Origin of the sequence: Paraburkholderia guartelaensis (assembly GCF_004353905.1) — a bacterium.
Classification (GTDB): Bacteria; Pseudomonadota; Gammaproteobacteria; order Burkholderiales; family Burkholderiaceae; genus Paraburkholderia; species Paraburkholderia guartelaensis.
Window position 1 is genome coordinate 1 of record NZ_SMOD01000024.1, and the last position, 15,604, is coordinate 15,604.

A 15,604-nucleotide genomic window follows, 5' to 3' on the forward strand; every position below is an offset into this window, starting at 1 on the left:
CGTCTACCGGTGGCTCGCTCGACACCGGGCCGGCCGCACCGAACACGTCGGCCGCGCGCTCCTGCAACTGCCGCTTCCATTCCGTGATCTGGTTCGGATGCACATCGAACTGCTGCGCCAGTTCGGCGAGCGTGCGCTCGCCCTTGACTGCCGCCAGGGCCACTTTCGCTTTGAACGCCGCTGAGTGCGTGCGTCGGGTTCGTTTCGTCATTTTCTCGGTTCCTTTGCCTGCATTATCGCTGGCTCAGGCCCCGGTCGTTCCACTTATCCCGCTGTCCGATTTTGCGCGGCCACCTCTTAGCGCGATCGTCGCGACCTGTAGCATCGTGAAGGGCGAACGCTCCTTTCCCGCGTTTGCGCCTGCGTGCAGGCGCGCCCAGACCTCATCGACGATCTGATCCATATTTGCCGAATTACAGGCCACGCACGATGCCGCCGTCGACACGGATGTTTTGCCCCGTGATGTAGCCCGCGGCATCCGACAACAGGAACGCGACCGTTTGCGCGATCTCCTGTGTCTTCCCAAAGCGGCCAACCGGTATGCGGGCAACGATCTCGGGCGTCTCGGGCCAGCTGTCGATAAAGCCCGGCAGCACGGAGTTGATTCGAATATTGTCTTTCGCGTAGCGATCGGCATAAAGGCGCGTGAACGAACTCAACGCGGCGCGCAGTGCAGAAGAAACCGGCATGGCCTGCTCAGGCGCATCTGCGGCAAAGCTCGAGATGTTCACCACAGCGCCGCCGCCTTGCTCGAGAAACGCAGGCGTCACACGACGCAGCACGCGAGCGACGTTGAGCAAGATGAGATCGAGCCCGAGGTGCCACTGCTCGTCTGCGATAGAAAGCAGATCGCCCTTCGGCGGATGCCCCGTGTTGTTTACCACGGCGTCGATGCGACCATACTTATCGAGCGTTTCGCGAACGAATCGGTCAATACAGTCCGGCTCGGTGACCGAGCCCGTAAAGCCGAATCCGCCAAGTTCTTTCGCCAGTTCGGCGGCGCTGCCGGACGGGGACATCAAGGCCAGCCGGTAACCGCCGGCTGCCAGTTCGCGCGCGATAGCCGCGCCCATACCCTTGCCGGCCGCCGTAATGAGTGCGACTTTTTCTACTGCCATGGTGCTCCCTCCCTGAATTGGATTCAGCGCGTACGAGCTGCGCTGTATGGGGTTTCGTCCAAACTGTATGGCGTTATGATTGGCTTGTCGAATGATGATTTTTATAGTCTGACAATAGATTTATTGCAGGCTCGCTGTTGGATCAGTGCTGGCTAATCGCTGGCTTTCCACTAGCCAATATACCCGTTCAAGCATTCATTGAAGCCACGCCACCTGCCGCCGCTAAATGCGCTTCGCGCGTTCGATGCATCCGCCCGGCACCTCAATTTCCGCCTCGCGTCCGAGGAACTCGGCGTTACGCAAGGCGCCGTCGCGCAACAGGTGCGGGTGCTGGAGGAGGCGCTGAATTTGCCCCTTTTCGCGAGGGGGCCACGGGGTCTCGCTCTCACGACCGAGGGGCAGACTTACTTCGCTGCCATTCAACGGGCGCTCACGATCGTCGCCGACGCGACCGCGGCATTGAACCGGCGCTCGACCTCCCTCACGATCAGCACGACGCCGTCATTCGCTTCGAAATGGCTGATACCCAGGCTAGCAGAGTTCGGCGAGCACCACCCGGAAATCGACGTCAGGATTATTGCTGATGCGGCGCTATGCAACTTCAGGTCCGATGGCGTGGATATCGCGGTTCGGCTCGGCAAGCCACCGTTCGCGAAGGGTCTCGTCAGCGACCTGCTATTTCCGCTGCAGGTGTTCGCCGTCGCCAGCCCGCAACTGCTCAAGCCCGATCACCCGGTGCGCACGATCTCGGACCTGCAAAACTATGTGCTTCTCCACGATTCTCATGATCTATGGCCGGAATTTTTCAACGCCCTGGGCTGCACAAATGATGTGGGCGAGCTGAAAGGGCCGCACTTCAGTCAATCGTCGCTCGCCATCGATGCCGCGATTGCGGGACAAGGCATTGCGCTCACGAGCGAACATCTCGTCGAGCGCGATATCGCGGCCGGAAGGCTGCGACGCCTGTTCGATTTTTCGTTGCCACTGTCGCTGGGTTATTACGTTGTCCTTCCACAGGCCAGCGTCCGGTCAGAGACGAGCCAGAAGCTGCGTACCTGGCTGCTCGCCCAGTTCAAATCCGCATCGAAAGCGGCGCCATAAGCGCGTTGAAGCGGGCGTCCGCAGTCAGCAAGTTCTGCGCCACCATCCGTATTGCAGCGCAGCGCCTCACCGTGGGGCAGGCTCGTGCGCACGCATTCATCGTTCGATCACCTTGCCGGTGCATAATGCTTGAACCGCCGATGCAGTCGATGACTATCCGCCAAGGAGTTCGTCATGCTAGCGAGGAACGAAGAATTCGTCGCCCATCTGCTCTCCGACGTCATGGAATTTGCGCGGGCGCGCTTGCCCGAGCCGACGTTCCAGATCGTCGAGCCCTTCCTGCGGCACTACTACGATTTCGCCGACGCCGAGGATCTGCGTAGCCGCAGCATCGCCGACCTCTACGGCGCCGCCATGGCGCACTGGCGAACCGCGCAGCGCTTCGTGCCGGGCAGCGAGCGCATGCAGGTCTACAACCCGATCCTCGAACAGCACGGCTGGCATTCGGACCATACGGTCATCGAAATCGTGAACGACGACATGCCATTTCTCGTCGATTCGGTTTCCATGGCCGTCAACCGTCTGGGGCTCGCGCTGCATTCCGCGCTGCACCCCGTATTCCGGATCTGGCGCGGCAAGGACGGCACGATCGAGCGGGTGGACGAGGGCGGCGCTAGCGCCGGCGACGGGCAATCGCAACTCGCCTCGTTCATCCATTTCGAGGTGGACCGCTGCGGCGACGCAGCAAAGCTCGACGAACTGCGCAACGACATCGCCAAGGTGCTTGGCGACGTACGGGCGTCCGTAGAAGATTGGCCGAACCTGCTCGAGGCTGCGCGTACCACCATCAAGACGATGAAAGCGCGCGAGACGAGCGCAGAGGACATCGAGGCGCGCGCGTTTCTCGAATGGATGGTCGCCGACCATTTCACCTTCCTCGGCCAGCGCGATTACGCGCTGGTTTCGCATGACGGCGGCTACGCCCTGCGCGGCGTGGAAGGCTCGGGCCTCGGCATTCTGCGTGAATCGCTGCGCGCGCCGGGCACGCCCGACATCACGCCGCTGCCGCCCGCGGCCGTAGACATCATCAGCGGCGCGTGGCCGATTTTCCTGACGAAAGCGAACTCGCGCGCCACTGTGCACCGGCCCGGCTATCTGGACTATGTCGGGGTGAAGCTCGTCGGCGCGGATGGCAAGGTGTGCGGCGAGCGCCGCTTCGTGGGCCTCTACACCTCGACCGCCTATATGGTATCCACCGCCGAAATCCCGATCGTGCGGCGCAAATGCGCGAATATCGTGCAGCGTGCGGGTTTTCTGCCGAAAGGCCATCTCGGGAAATCGCTGGTGACCGTGCTCGAAACCTATCCGCGCGATGAACTGCTGCAGGCGAGCGAGGACGAACTCTTCGACATCGCGCTCGGTGTGCTGCGCTTGCAGGAGCACCAGCGCACGCGGCTATTCGTGCGGCGCGACCGCTTCAACCGCTTCGTTTCATGCCTCGTGTACGTCTCGCGTGACAAATACAATACCGATCTGCGGCGACGGATTGCAAACCTCCTCGTGGATGCTTTCAACGGCGTTTCCGTGGAGTTCACGCCGCTGCTTTCGGAGTCGGCGATCGCGCGGATTCACTTCGTCGTGCACGCCGATCCGAGCACGATGCCCGAAGTCGACACGCACGAACTGGAAGCGCGGCTCGTGCAGGTCACGCGCCGCTGGCAGGACGATCTGGCCGATGCGCTGCTCGACGCATTCGGCGAAGAGCAGGGTACGAGTCTGTTGCATCGCTACGCCGATTCGTTTCCGCCGGGCTATCGCGACGACTATCCGGCGCGCACGGCGGTACGCGACATCGAGCTGATCGAGCGCGTGCAGGGAACGCAGCGCATCGCGATGAATCTGTACCGGCCCATCGAGGCGGGGCCGCGTACGTTCCGCTTCAAGGTCTATTGCGCGGGCGAAGCGATTGCACTTTCGCGCAGCCTGCCGATGCTGGAGCATCTCGGCGTGCGCGTGGATGAAGAGCGGCCCTATGTGATCGAGGCGCCGTCCTGCGAACCTGCATGGGTCCACGATTTCGGCCTCGAGCTCGCGGACGACGCTGAATTCGACATCGAACGTGTGAAGGGGCTATTCGAAGACGCATTCGAAAGCGTCTGGAACGCACGCATCGAAAACGACGATTTCAACCGGCTCGTCCTGCGCGCCTATCTGAGCGCGCGCGAAGTCACGATCCTGCGCGCCTATGCAAAGTATCTTCGCCAGGTGGGATCGACATTCAGCGACGCCTATATCGAGCGTGCGCTAACTGGCAATCCCGCGATCGCCCGCCAATTTGTCGAGCTGTTCGTACTCCGATTTGATCCTCGCGATTCGCAGGCACGGGAAGAACGCACGGCGCTCATGCTCAAGGCCATTGAAAGCGCGCTCGACCAGGTGCCCAATCTCGACGAAGACCGTATCCTGCGGCAGTTCCTCGGCGTAATCAACGCGACGGTGCGCACGAACTATTTCCGCCGCGAAGCCAATGGCGCGGAGCGGCCCTCGCTCTCGTTCAAATTCGATCCGTCGAAAGTGCCTGGGCTGCCCGAACCCAAGCCCATGTTCGAGATCTGGGTCTATTCGCCGCGCGTGGAGGGCGTGCATTTGCGCGGCGGGCGCGTCGCGCGTGGCGGCCTGCGCTGGTCGGATCGCCGCGAAGATTTCCGCACCGAAGTGCTGGGCCTCATGAAAGCCCAGATGGTGAAGAACGTCGTGATCGTGCCGGTCGGATCGAAGGGCGGCTTTGTCGTGAAGAATCCGCCGCCGGCGAGCGACCGCGAAGCATGGATGCGTGAGGGCGTGGCGTGCTATCAGACCTTCCTGCGCGGCCTGCTCGATCTCACCGACAATCTCGTGAACAACGCGATCGTGCCGCCGCCGGATGTCGTGCGCCACGATCCCGACGACCCGTACCTCGTCGTGGCCGCCGACAAGGGCACCGCCACGTTCTCCGACTACGCGAACGCGATATCCGCCGAATACGGCTTCTGGCTCGACGATGCTTTTGCCTCGGGCGGATCCGTGGGCTACGACCACAAGAAGATGGCGATCACGGCGCGCGGCGCGTGGGAGTCGGTCAAGCGGCATTTCCGCGAAATGGGCGTGGATACGCAGGCCACCGATTTCACCGTGGTCGGCATCGGCGACATGTCGGGCGACGTGTTTGGCAACGGTATGCTGCTCTCGCCGCATATCAAGCTCGTCGCAGCCTTCGATCACCGCCATATTTTCCTCGACCCCAACCCCGATACGGCCGTGAGCCTCGCGGAACGCACGCGGCTCTTCGCGCTCGAACGCTCGAGCTGGGCCGACTACGATCCGGCCACGATTTCGGCCGGTGGCGGCGTGTTCGCGCGCACCATGAAGACGATTCCGCTCTCGGCCGCGGTGCGAACGGCGCTTGGCATCGAGGCAGCAGCACTTTCGCCAACCGAGTTGATTCGCGCGATCTTGCTGGCGAACGTCGATTTGCTCTATAACGGCGGCATTGGCACTTATGTGAAAGCCGCGCGCGAGACCAACGCACAAGTCGGCGACAAAGCCAACGACGCCGTGCGCGTGAACGGCTCGGAACTACGCTGCAAGGTCGTGGGCGAGGGAGGCAATCTCGGCGTCACGCAGTTCGGGCGCATCGAATTCGCGCAGCACGGCGGCCACATCAACACGGATGCGATCGATAACTCGGCAGGCGTAGATTGTTCGGACCACGAAGTCAACATCAAGATCCTGCTCGGACTCGTGGTGGCCGACGGCGAGATGACGACGAAACAGCGCAACGCGTTGCTCGCGGAGATGACCGACGAGGTCGGACTGCTGGTGCTGAGCGACAACTACTACCAGACTCAGGCGCTTTCGATCGCGGGCCGCTACGCCGTGGAACTACTCGATGCCGAGTCGCGCCTCATGCGCTGGCTCGAACGCGCAGGGCGTCTGAACCGCCATATCGAATTCCTGCCGACCGACGACGAAATCGCCGAACGCCAGGCGGCGAAACTCGGGCTCACGTCGCCGGAGCGCGCCGTGCTGCTCGCTTACAGCAAGATGTGGCTCTACGACGCGTTGCTCGATTCGACCGTGCCGGAAGACCCGCTCGTCGCGGACTTGCTGATCGACTACTTCCCGCAGCCGCTGCAGCAGCGCTTTAGCGAACCCATGCATCGGCATCCGCTGCGGCGCGAAATCCTGGCGACGCATCTGACGAACGCGCTCGTGAACCGCGTGGGCTGCGCATTCGTGCACCGTTTGATGGAGGAAACCGACGCGCAGCCCGGCGAAATCGTGCGTGCGTGCATCATGGCGCGCGACGTATTCGGCCTCAATGACATCTGGCGCGCCATCGACGCGCTCGACAACCGCGTGCCCGACGACGTGCAGGCGCGCATGTTCGTCGACATCGCGCGGCTGCTCGAACGCGCGGCGCTCTGGTTCCTGCGGCATCTGCAGGCGGGCGCGGTGGGTAACGATGGCGTGAGCACGCTGCTGGCGCGCTGCCGCGATGCCGCTCAGCGCCTCGCGCCGCAATTGCCGACGCTGCTGCCCGAACCGGATCTCGAAGCGCTTTCGGCACGCCAGGGCGAACTCGTGAAGGCGGGCGTCGAAAACGCGCTCGCGCTGCGCGTGGCGAGTGGAGATATTTCGGTAGCACTGCTGGACATCGCGGATGTAGCGGCGGCGTGCGACCGTCCGCTAGAGCGCGTTGCGGCGGCGTACTTTGCTTTGGGTACGCGGCTCAATTACAGCTGGATTGGCGAGCGTGCAGCGACGCTGCCTACGCCGACGCATTGGGACACCATGGCGCGCGCGGCGGCGCTCGCCGAGGTGGCGCACCTCAAGCGCGCGCTCACCACGAGCGTGCTTACACAAGGCTCCGATGCCGCGGACGCACAAACGCTCGTTGACGCATGGTGCGCTCAGCACGAGGCGGCGCTCGAGCGTTATGGGCAACTGCTTACGGAACTGCGTGCCTCGAGCGGCGTGAGTCTTTCTGTGCTGCTCGTGATCGTGAGGGCGATGGCGGCGCTCGAAAGGGCTTGAAGACCGAACGCTGAAGGCGGTGCAAGCGACTTACGCGGCGGCGGCTTCGGTCACCGCCTGCGTGCTCGCCACGGCCGCCGCATGCTCGCGAATCAGGCGATAGACCGTCTCGCCGGGCACCGTCTCCGAATCGAGCAACTGGTCGGCGATCGCGCGCAGCACCGGCTCGTTCGCACGCAGCAACGCGAAGCACGCGTCGTTGAGTTCGTGCAGCAGCCCGTTCGCGTGCTCGATCGCGGTCTTCAACTGCAAGCCCGCGACCTGCTGCGGCAGCGCCGCGAGGCTGAACAGATTGCCATCCGCGTTGAAGCCGTGCTTCGACACCATGTCGAGGCTGATGCGCGAGGCCTCCTGTAAATCCTGCGCCGCACCGCTCGATGCTTCGCTGAACATGAGCAGTTCCGCATTGCGCCCGCCCAGCAGCACCTGGATCTCGTTGCGCATTTCCGTCTCGCGATACAGGTACTTGTCCTGCATTTTCGTGATCAGCGCCACGCCCAACGCGCCACCACGCGGCAAAATCGTCACTTCTTCGAGCACGCCGGTGCCGAGGAGGGCGGCGACGAGGCCATGCCCCGCTTCATGGATCGCAATGCGCGAGCGTTCGTCGTCCGAAAGCGCACGCTCTGCGCCGTTGACGTCGCCAATGCGCGCAATCTTGATAGCCTCGAGAAAATGCACCGCGGCCACTTCCTGCTTGCCGGCCTTGCGCGCAACGAGTCCCGCCTGATTCACGATCATCGAAAGCGTGGCCGGCGAAAGGCCCGTGGTCAGCCGCGCGAGTTGGTTGAAGTCGATGTCGTCGGCTTTCGTCTTCAGATTGCTGGCGTAGAAACGCAGTATTTCTGCGCGATCTTCGAGATCGGGCAGACGCACCTGCACCGTGCGGTCGAAACGGCCGGGACGGCGCAGCGCTTCGTCGAGATTGTCTGGGTGATTGGTCGCGGCGACGATGATCACGCCTTCGTTCGACTCGAAGCCATCCATCTCCGCGAGCAACTGGTTGATGATGCGGTTGCTTTCCGCCTCGACCGGGCCGCCGCCGGTATCGGTGCGCTTGCCGAGACCGTCCGCCTCGTCGATGAAGATGACCGTGGGCGCATTCTTGCGCGCAAGCTCGAACAGGCGCTTGACCTTCTGAATGCCCACACCGTAATACTTCGCGCTGAAATAGCTGCCCGTGATGGCGATGAAATTCGCGCCGCATTCGCCTGCAAGCGCCTGAGCGAGGCGCGTCTTGCCAACGCCCGGGCCGCCCGTCATGAGCACGCCGCACGGCGCGCGCACGCCCATGCCTGTGAACTGCGCGGGTTCGGTGAGCCACGCGCGCACGTCGGCGAGCGCGGCTTTCGCCTCGCCCGCGCCAATGACGTCGTCGAAGCGCAACGTAGGCGATTCGCCGAGCAATTGCGCGCCGCCGCCCATCTCCCGGCGCATGAACCACAGCAGGCCGCCTAGCATCAGCACGGGGAACAGCAGACTGAGCGCGTCGCGCAAGCGGTCGAGGACTTCTGTCCAACGTTCGGCGCCGATGCGCACATCGGCGTGCGGCAGCCAGACGAGTTGCCAGGGCGGCGTCGCGCCCGGCTTCAGATCGCCGAGCAGCAGGGCGTTCGCGAACGCGCCATTATGATCGGCCACATAGTACTTTTCGCCCTTGATCGTCGAGACGAGAATCGCCTCGCGGCTCACGCCGATTGCGGCAATATCGCGGTCGCGAATATCGCGCAGCAATTCCGAGGCATCTTTCTCGCGCTTCGTCCACGGCGCCGCGTCATGCCGCATTTTGCTCGCGACACCGGTCAGCGCCACAGGCTGCGACTGAGCAAGATGCGCTTCATGTCGCCAGTAGAAAAAGCCCGCCGTCGCTGCGAGTGCGGCCGCACATACACCCAGCGCCACATATCGGCCAAAGCGTGACCACCGCGAATTCCTTGCCGGTTTCATGAATCCATTCCTGCCTGGCGCCGCGATGGCGACGCCAGATAATCTATCGTGGGACTGGAGGCGCTCGAACGTCTCGCCTTGCGTAGTCCATGGATAGTCAGGAATACGAAAACGACCCTTTTAATCGCGCTGCTCCTTTGGAATTATGCCTGTGTTGGGCTGCACGCGAACAAACGGACTGGCGGATAAATACCTTTTAATCCGGTGATTTAGCGTGGTCGCGCGGTTTCTTACGGGGCGCGAACGACGTCGTATGTCCGTTTGGGGCGAGGGGCCAGACCACTCCGGAATCAAAGGTAGATCGGTAGGCCTTCCCGCATCATCCGCGCGCGCAGAAATTCGAACGTAAATTCCCGCAGACGTGGGTTGGACTTGCGTAGCAGATCAATGGCTTGCGTGAGCGAGTGGCCGCCGCTTTCCAGTGCCTGCGCCAACCGGATAATTTCGTGACGCTGTACGGGCGTATCCGGGTTGCGGCGCAGCGCCGCCAATGTGCGCGTGACGCCGTTCCGTGGCACCGACCCTCTCACGATGCACAGCATGTGAATCGCGTCGAACAGGTCTGCGTTGAGTGCGCTCATGCGCAATCGGGAGACAATCGCCGCGCCAGCATTCGCCAGCGACTGCGCGATTGGGTCGAAAACGGGCAGCGGGTCTCTTCCCAGGCGTCGAAGCAGCTTTTCCGCACAGTGACGTTCGGACACGAGCGTGATGGCGCTGCCACCAATGCGCGGCATCGCCTCCAGGTGGTAGTAGCTTCCTCGCGTCGAGATCGGGCCGCATGGCAACGGTTTCTGATTGAGATTCCTCAGATGAACCAGAGGCGTCACGTGGTGCGTTTCCAGAATGCACGGCACGTGAAAGTGTCCGCGTACGGGTCTCATATTGCACGCTCTCGAGGGCGCCAGAGTTGCTCCCGCCACTTCGCGCCGCGCATCATCGTTGCTCCTGCGTGTGACATGCTTTCTCCGTTGTGTTGACATCGACAATGGTGCCCGGCGTCAGTTCGGCATCCTGAGTGAGTGCGGGCGCCTCGGCTTCCCGCATTCCTTCCTTGAAACCCTTGACGGCACCGCCCAGGTCGCCGCCGATATTGCGCAGCTTCTTCGTGCCGAACACCATCGCAACGATCAGCAAGACGACAAGCCAGTGCCAGACACTGAATTCACCCATGGAATATCTCCTTCAATTCATCAAGGTTGCTATGCGTCGCGCCGGTTGATGCGGCGCACGACCATCCAACCCGCAGCGACCAGACACGCCGCGAGTGTGGCAAGCGAGCGCGCCGGTGCAATCACGAACTGGTTCGTCAACACGCCGCGCATCAAGTCGACTCCGTAGGCGGCGGGGTCGAATACGGCGGCGAGCCGGATCCAGTCCGGCGCGAGGTCGAGCGGATAGAGCGCGCCAGAGAGGAAGAACATCGGCAGCAGCAGCGTGTTCGACACAACCGGAAAGACGATCACAGACCGGAACGGCAGTGCGAGCGCGAGACCGAGTGCTGAAAATGCGAGGGCGGCAAGCGCCATCGCAAGGATGAGGAGTGCGAGGCGCGGTGCCGTGAGACCGATTCCGATCGTCGGCGAGAATGGGAGCAGAAGCGCGCTTTGCACCCACGCCAGCACGGCTCCTGCGCTGATCTTCCCCGCAGCGATCTCGGCGCGCTTCACAGGAGAAACGAGCAGGGCGTTCAGAAGGCCCGTTTGCCGGTCGTGCACGATCCCTACGGCTGCCGAGATGGCCGTGAACATCAACGAAAGGCCGACGACGCCCGGAAAAATATACGCCTGGTATCCACTGACCTCCGCATAGGTGCCGCTCCTGAGCGCTGCGCCCAGGACGAACAGATACAGCAGCGGTTGCGTTAGGCCGAACAGGATCCGCAGCGGTGACGCCCAGAACCGTTTCAGATCGAACCAGATAATCGCGAGGACGTTGCTCATGCGGCCGCCTTTTCGGGGAGGTGGCATGGCTCGCTCTCTCGCGAGTCGTTCCAGTGGTCTACGATGTCCATCAGGTTGGGCATGGTGACGTCCACGCTCGTGACCCGGCACGGCATGCGTTGCAGCAGCGCAGGCAGCACAGCCTGCGGATCGGCGACCGGCACGGTGACGCCGCGTTCGTCGATCGTCGCCGCATAACCCTGCGCCGAGAGCCAGCAGCGGGCCGTTTCGATATCCGGCACCCGCAGCCGGATTGTGCCGGGCACGTTCGCGCATAACGCTCGCCATGGGCCATCTGCAAGCACGCCGCCTCGATGCAGCACGACGACGCGATCGGCGTTGCTTGCTTCGTCGGCATGGTGCGTCGAGCACAGCACGGTATGGCCCGCGCCAACGAGCGTTCTTATTTCCGCCCAGAACACATGGCGTGCGGCGACATCGAGGCCTAGCGTGGGCTCATCGAGCAATAGCACTCGTGGCCGCGCGATGAGTGCGCGCGCCAGTTCGAGCCGCCGCCGCTGGCCGCCAGAAAGACGTCGGACGGGTTCCGCTGCGAGCGCTTCGAGTCCGAACGCCGTCAGCAATTCATTGATACGCTGCCGGACCGCACGGCCTCTCAACCCCTGGCATCGCGCGATGAAGCTCAGATTGTCATACGCGCTCAGACGCGGTTCTAGCGCGGACTCCTGAAACACGACACCGATTCTCGAGCGGACCTGCTCCGGCTTCGCCATTGCGTCGATACCGTCGACGAAAATGTGGCCGCTGCGAGGCGCAGCGAGCGTGGCGAGAAGCGAGAGCAGGGTCGTTTTGCCTGCGCCGTTGAAGCCCACGATGGCCACGAGCCCGGCGCCTGTGACCGTCATGTTGATGTCGTTGAGGATCGCGCGCCCACCGCGGCTATAGCTCACGTTACGCAGGTCGATGCCGGGTGGGTTCGTCATGGCGAAGGCCGCTCAATCCAGCTGCGCGGGGCGCAGCGAGGGATCCGTAAAGCGCAACCGCGCCGCCATGGGCGCGGACGCCCACACGCGCCCTTGTGCGTCCACCAGCAGCACGGCCTCGACGCCGACCTTGCGCGCCAGCGACATCGCCTGTGCAGAACCGGCGATGAACGGCGGCTTGCTTGCGCCATCGGACAACGCGCCGGCATGCGGACCGGGCTTCACGAGCACAGTCACCGACTCGCTTTGCGTGGCCGGAAAACCGGTGCGCGGATCCAGAATGTGGCAGTAGCGCACGCCGTTCGATTCGAAGAACCGCCTATAGTCGCCGCTCGTGCCGATCGCCTCGCCGTCGCGCAACTCGAGTGTTGCGAGCGCGCCGGCTTTGCGCGGGTCCTGGATGCCGACCTGCCATGGCGTGCCGCCTTTGCTTCCCATTGCGAGCAGGTTGCCTCCCACGTCGATCAACGCGTTCTCGACGCCACGCTGCTTGAGGATCGCAGCGGCGTCGTCCAGCGACCAACCCTTGGCGTATCCGCCGAAGTCGATTGCGACCGCGCGATTACTGCTCGTGACGACGCCAGTGGGAGAAATCGTGAGTTCCGCAATACGCGGGCGCAGCGCCGCCTCGCGTTCAACCACTTCGCGCGATGGCGGCTTCACGTCGAATTGATCGGCCTGAAAGCCCCATAGCCGAATGAGCCTGCCAATAGCGGGATCGAAAAGCCCCTGTGTTTCGAGTGATAGCTGCTGCGCCGCGCGCAGAACCTGCGCGAGTTCCGTCGATGCCTGGAAGGGCTCGCCTGCCGCGATGCTGCGGTTCAGGCGCGTGAGTTCCGAAGGCTGCCAGGCGTGCATCGAGCGATGCATGGCCTGAAAGTGCGCGAAGACCGCGTCGGCGTCCTGTCGCGCCTGTTCGAGCGGCACGCCGTAGAGCGCTAGTTGGACGCGAGTGCCGAAAACATAGGTTCCCTGAACATAGACTTCCGGCCTCCTGAGCGTTAGCCCGAATCCGGCCGCAATGGCAGCGATAAAGAGCAGCGAAATCAGGATGATTTTTCGGTAAATGAACAATTTTCCAATACTCCAGACAATATCGCGCTGCACAGACCGGAAATTCATTGTGTGGCGGTGATTGTCATTATGTTTTTTTGATTATCAACACGTTTGAGCGGTGTCAAATTGGACGTTTTGACGCAGTCCGCACAGGCGCTCGCGTCCGATCGCCGCACGGGTGCTGAATGACGTATGTCGCATACTTCTTTTTAATATAAATCAAGTCGCATTTACGATCGGCACGCCAAACTATCCGACTGAAAGCACCTGTTCGGATCGGAAGGCGAACTGAAATTGAATTGGAAATATAAGTTGCATAGAGCGATAAACAGTGTCTTATTTTTGGGGAATGGAAAATGCGATTTATCAATTTTCAGATTTTTTAATAACAGCGATTTACTTCGGAGCCGGCGGACTTGTTACGCAGGCCTCGAGGCGATTTGTCGACGTTGAAACGAATTGACGAGCGAGAGCGTGATGACAATTTCAAAAGAAGAATCTGGAAAGAGCGTAACTCCACAAGACACGGGGCGTCGCAGGTTCCTTGCTTCCTCCGCAGTTGCAGGTCTGGCGGGCGCGAGCCTGTCGCTCGGACTGGCTGCGTGCAACAAGGGTGGCGGCGAAGCCACGGTTGCGGCGGCGGGCAACGCGGGCAGCGGCGCAAGCGGCGCGAGCGCCACCCCCGCCATCGATTGGGACAAGTACGAGGTGCATCCGGGCAAGCTCGACACGTACTACGGTTTTTCGAGCGGCGGGCACTCGGGCGACCTGCGGGTGCATGGGCTGCCTTCCGGGCGCGAGATCCGACGCGTACCCGTGTTCAACGTCGATTGCATGTCGGGTTGGGGCATCACGAACGAATCGCGAAAGATCATCGGGACGCGACCGAACGGCCAGCTGAACTACATCACCGGCGACACGCACCACGTTCACATGTCGTATACCGACGGCGTGTACGACGGCCGGTACATTTTCGTGAACGACAAGATCAACGCGCGGGTCGCGCGCGTGCGTCTCGACACGATGGAGTGCGACGCGATCACGCAATTGCCGAACGTGCAGGGCTTTCACGGCATCTTTCCGGACAAGCGCGATCCGCTGGACGAAAAGATCAACTCGACGACCCGCGTTTTCTGCGGCGCCGAATTCCATACGCCGCAGCCGAACGACGGCCGTGATCTGAACGACCCGAAGAAGTATTTCTGTCTGTTCACCTGCATCGATGCGAAGACGATGCAGCCGCGCTGGCAGGTGAAGGTCGACGGCAACATGGACCTCGTCGCGACGTCGTATGACGGCAAGCTGGCCTGCTCGAATCAGTACAACACTGAAAACGGCGTGCATTACGAAGACATGATGTCGGCTGAACGCGACGCCTGCGTGTTCTTCAACATTGCGCGCATCGAGGCTGCCGTGAAGGCCGGCAAGTTCTTCCACGTCGGCAACTCGACGGTGCCCGTGGTCGACGGCACGCATGAGGCCAGCGCGGACCCGAAAACTGCGCTCACGTGTTACGTGCCCGTGCCGAAGAACCCGCATGGCGTGAATATTTCGCCGGACGGCAAGTACTATGCATGTGCAGGCAAGCTGTCGCCGACCGCAACCGTGATTTCGCATGAGCTGATGCTCAAGTGGTTCGACGGCGAATTCAAGGACCCGCGCGACGCCGTCGTCGCCGAACCCGAAATCGGTCTTGGGCCGCTTCATACCGGGTTCGATGGCAAAGGCTTCGTCTACACCACGCTCTTCCTCGACAGTCAGATCGTCAAGTGGGATCTCGCTGCCGCGATGAAGGCGTACAAGGGCGACAAGGACGCGAAAGTCGTTGTCGATCGCGTCGACGTCCACTATCAGCCGGGGCACGGGTTCACCTCGATGGGCGAGACGAGGGAGCCGGACGGCCAGTACTTCATCTCCGACAACAAGTTTTCGAAAGACCGGTATTTGCCCGTCGGCCCGCTGCATCCGGACAGTTCGCAACTGATCGACATTAGCGGCGAGAAGATGGTGATCGTAGGCGACCATCCGCTTTATCCGGAGCCGCACGATTCGATCATGGTGCGCCGGGACATCATCAAGACGCGGCAGATTTACGACCTGAACGAGTTTCCGCTTGCCGTGAAGACCGCGAAGGACTGCCGTGTCGAGCGTCAGGGCAGGAAGGTCACGGTGTATCTGACCTCTCAGGCGCCGGTCTTCGGCCTGCGCGAGTGGACGGTGAAGAAGGGCGACGAAGTCACGATCATCCTGACGAATCTGGACAAGGTCGAGGATCTAACGCACGGCTTTGCCATCCCGTTCTACAACATCAACTTCGTCGTCCATCCGCAACAAACCCAGTCCGTCACGTTCATTGCGGAAAAACCGGGTGTGTTCTGGTGCTACTGCACGAACTTCTGCCACGCATTGCACCTTGAAATGCGCTCGCGAATGCTCGTGCAGGCATAGCGCGTCAACGCAGTAGCGAAGGTGCGGGCGA

General features: G+C 62.2%; 11 protein-coding genes. 3 read left to right on the plus strand and 8 right to left on the minus strand.

Annotated features, from left to right (window positions below):
* Both E1N52_RS27195 and E1N52_RS27200 read right to left on the minus strand, forming a co-directional pair.
* Positions 1-211 (minus strand): transposase (locus E1N52_RS27195; RefSeq protein ID WP_133185892.1); only part of this gene is annotated, 211 nt, incomplete at its 3' end.
* 202 nt (positions 212-413) lie between these two features.
* Positions 414-1,118 carry an SDR family oxidoreductase gene (locus tag E1N52_RS27200; protein WP_133185893.1) on the minus strand — a complete coding sequence of 235 codons (705 nt, stop codon included), beginning with the start codon at positions 1,116-1,118 and terminating at the stop codon, positions 414-416.
* 198 nt (positions 1,119-1,316) lie between these two features.
* Here E1N52_RS27200 and gcvA point away from each other — a divergent pair, with 198 nt between their 5' ends.
* Together gcvA and E1N52_RS27210 are read left to right on the plus strand one after the other, a co-directional pair.
* Positions 1,317-2,219 (plus strand): transcriptional regulator GcvA, encoded by a 903-nt coding sequence (gcvA, locus tag E1N52_RS27205; protein WP_133185894.1) that lies wholly within the window; start codon positions 1,317-1,319, stop codon positions 2,217-2,219.
* A 174-nt stretch (positions 2,220-2,393) separates the two neighbouring features.
* Positions 2,394-7,235, plus strand: a complete 4,842-nt coding sequence (locus E1N52_RS27210) for an NAD-glutamate dehydrogenase (RefSeq protein ID WP_133185895.1) — start codon at positions 2,394-2,396, stop codon at positions 7,233-7,235.
* 30 nt (positions 7,236-7,265) lie between these two features.
* Here E1N52_RS27210 and E1N52_RS27215 read toward each other — a convergent pair whose 3' ends face one another.
* The 6 genes from E1N52_RS27215 to E1N52_RS27240 form a co-directional block, all read right to left on the minus strand.
* Positions 7,266-9,182 (minus strand): AAA family ATPase, encoded by a 1,917-nt coding sequence (locus E1N52_RS27215; RefSeq protein WP_133185896.1) that lies wholly within the window; start codon positions 9,180-9,182, stop codon positions 7,266-7,268.
* A gap of 290 nt (positions 9,183-9,472) precedes the next feature.
* Complete coding sequence (locus E1N52_RS27220; protein ID WP_133185897.1) at positions 9,473-10,012, minus strand: hypothetical protein; 540 nt, start codon at positions 10,010-10,012, stop codon at positions 9,473-9,475.
* A 106-nt stretch (positions 10,013-10,118) separates the two neighbouring features.
* Positions 10,119-10,355, minus strand: coding sequence for a Sec-independent protein translocase subunit TatA (gene tatA, locus E1N52_RS27225; RefSeq protein WP_133185898.1), 237 nt, complete (start codon positions 10,353-10,355; stop codon positions 10,119-10,121).
* 29 nt (positions 10,356-10,384) lie between these two features.
* Positions 10,385-11,125, minus strand: a complete 741-nt coding sequence (locus E1N52_RS27230; protein WP_133185899.1) for an ABC transporter permease — start codon at positions 11,123-11,125, stop codon at positions 10,385-10,387.
* A complete protein-coding gene (gene ccmA, locus E1N52_RS27235; RefSeq protein WP_133185900.1) occupies positions 11,122-12,069 on the minus strand; it encodes a heme ABC exporter ATP-binding protein CcmA in 948 nt (315 codons plus the stop codon). Before ccmA ends, E1N52_RS27230 begins: the two co-directional genes overlap by 4 nt.
* 12 nt (positions 12,070-12,081) lie before the next feature.
* A complete protein-coding gene (locus E1N52_RS27240) occupies positions 12,082-13,125 on the minus strand; it encodes an FAD:protein FMN transferase (protein WP_246089238.1) in 1,044 nt (347 codons plus the stop codon).
* A 477-nt stretch (positions 13,126-13,602) separates the two neighbouring features.
* Between E1N52_RS27240 and nosZ the strand changes: the two genes are divergently transcribed.
* On the plus strand, positions 13,603-15,573 hold the full coding sequence (nosZ, locus tag E1N52_RS27245) for a TAT-dependent nitrous-oxide reductase (RefSeq protein ID WP_133185902.1): 1,971 nt from the start codon (positions 13,603-13,605) through the stop codon (positions 15,571-15,573).
* The last annotated feature ends 31 nt before the right edge of the window (positions 15,574-15,604 follow it).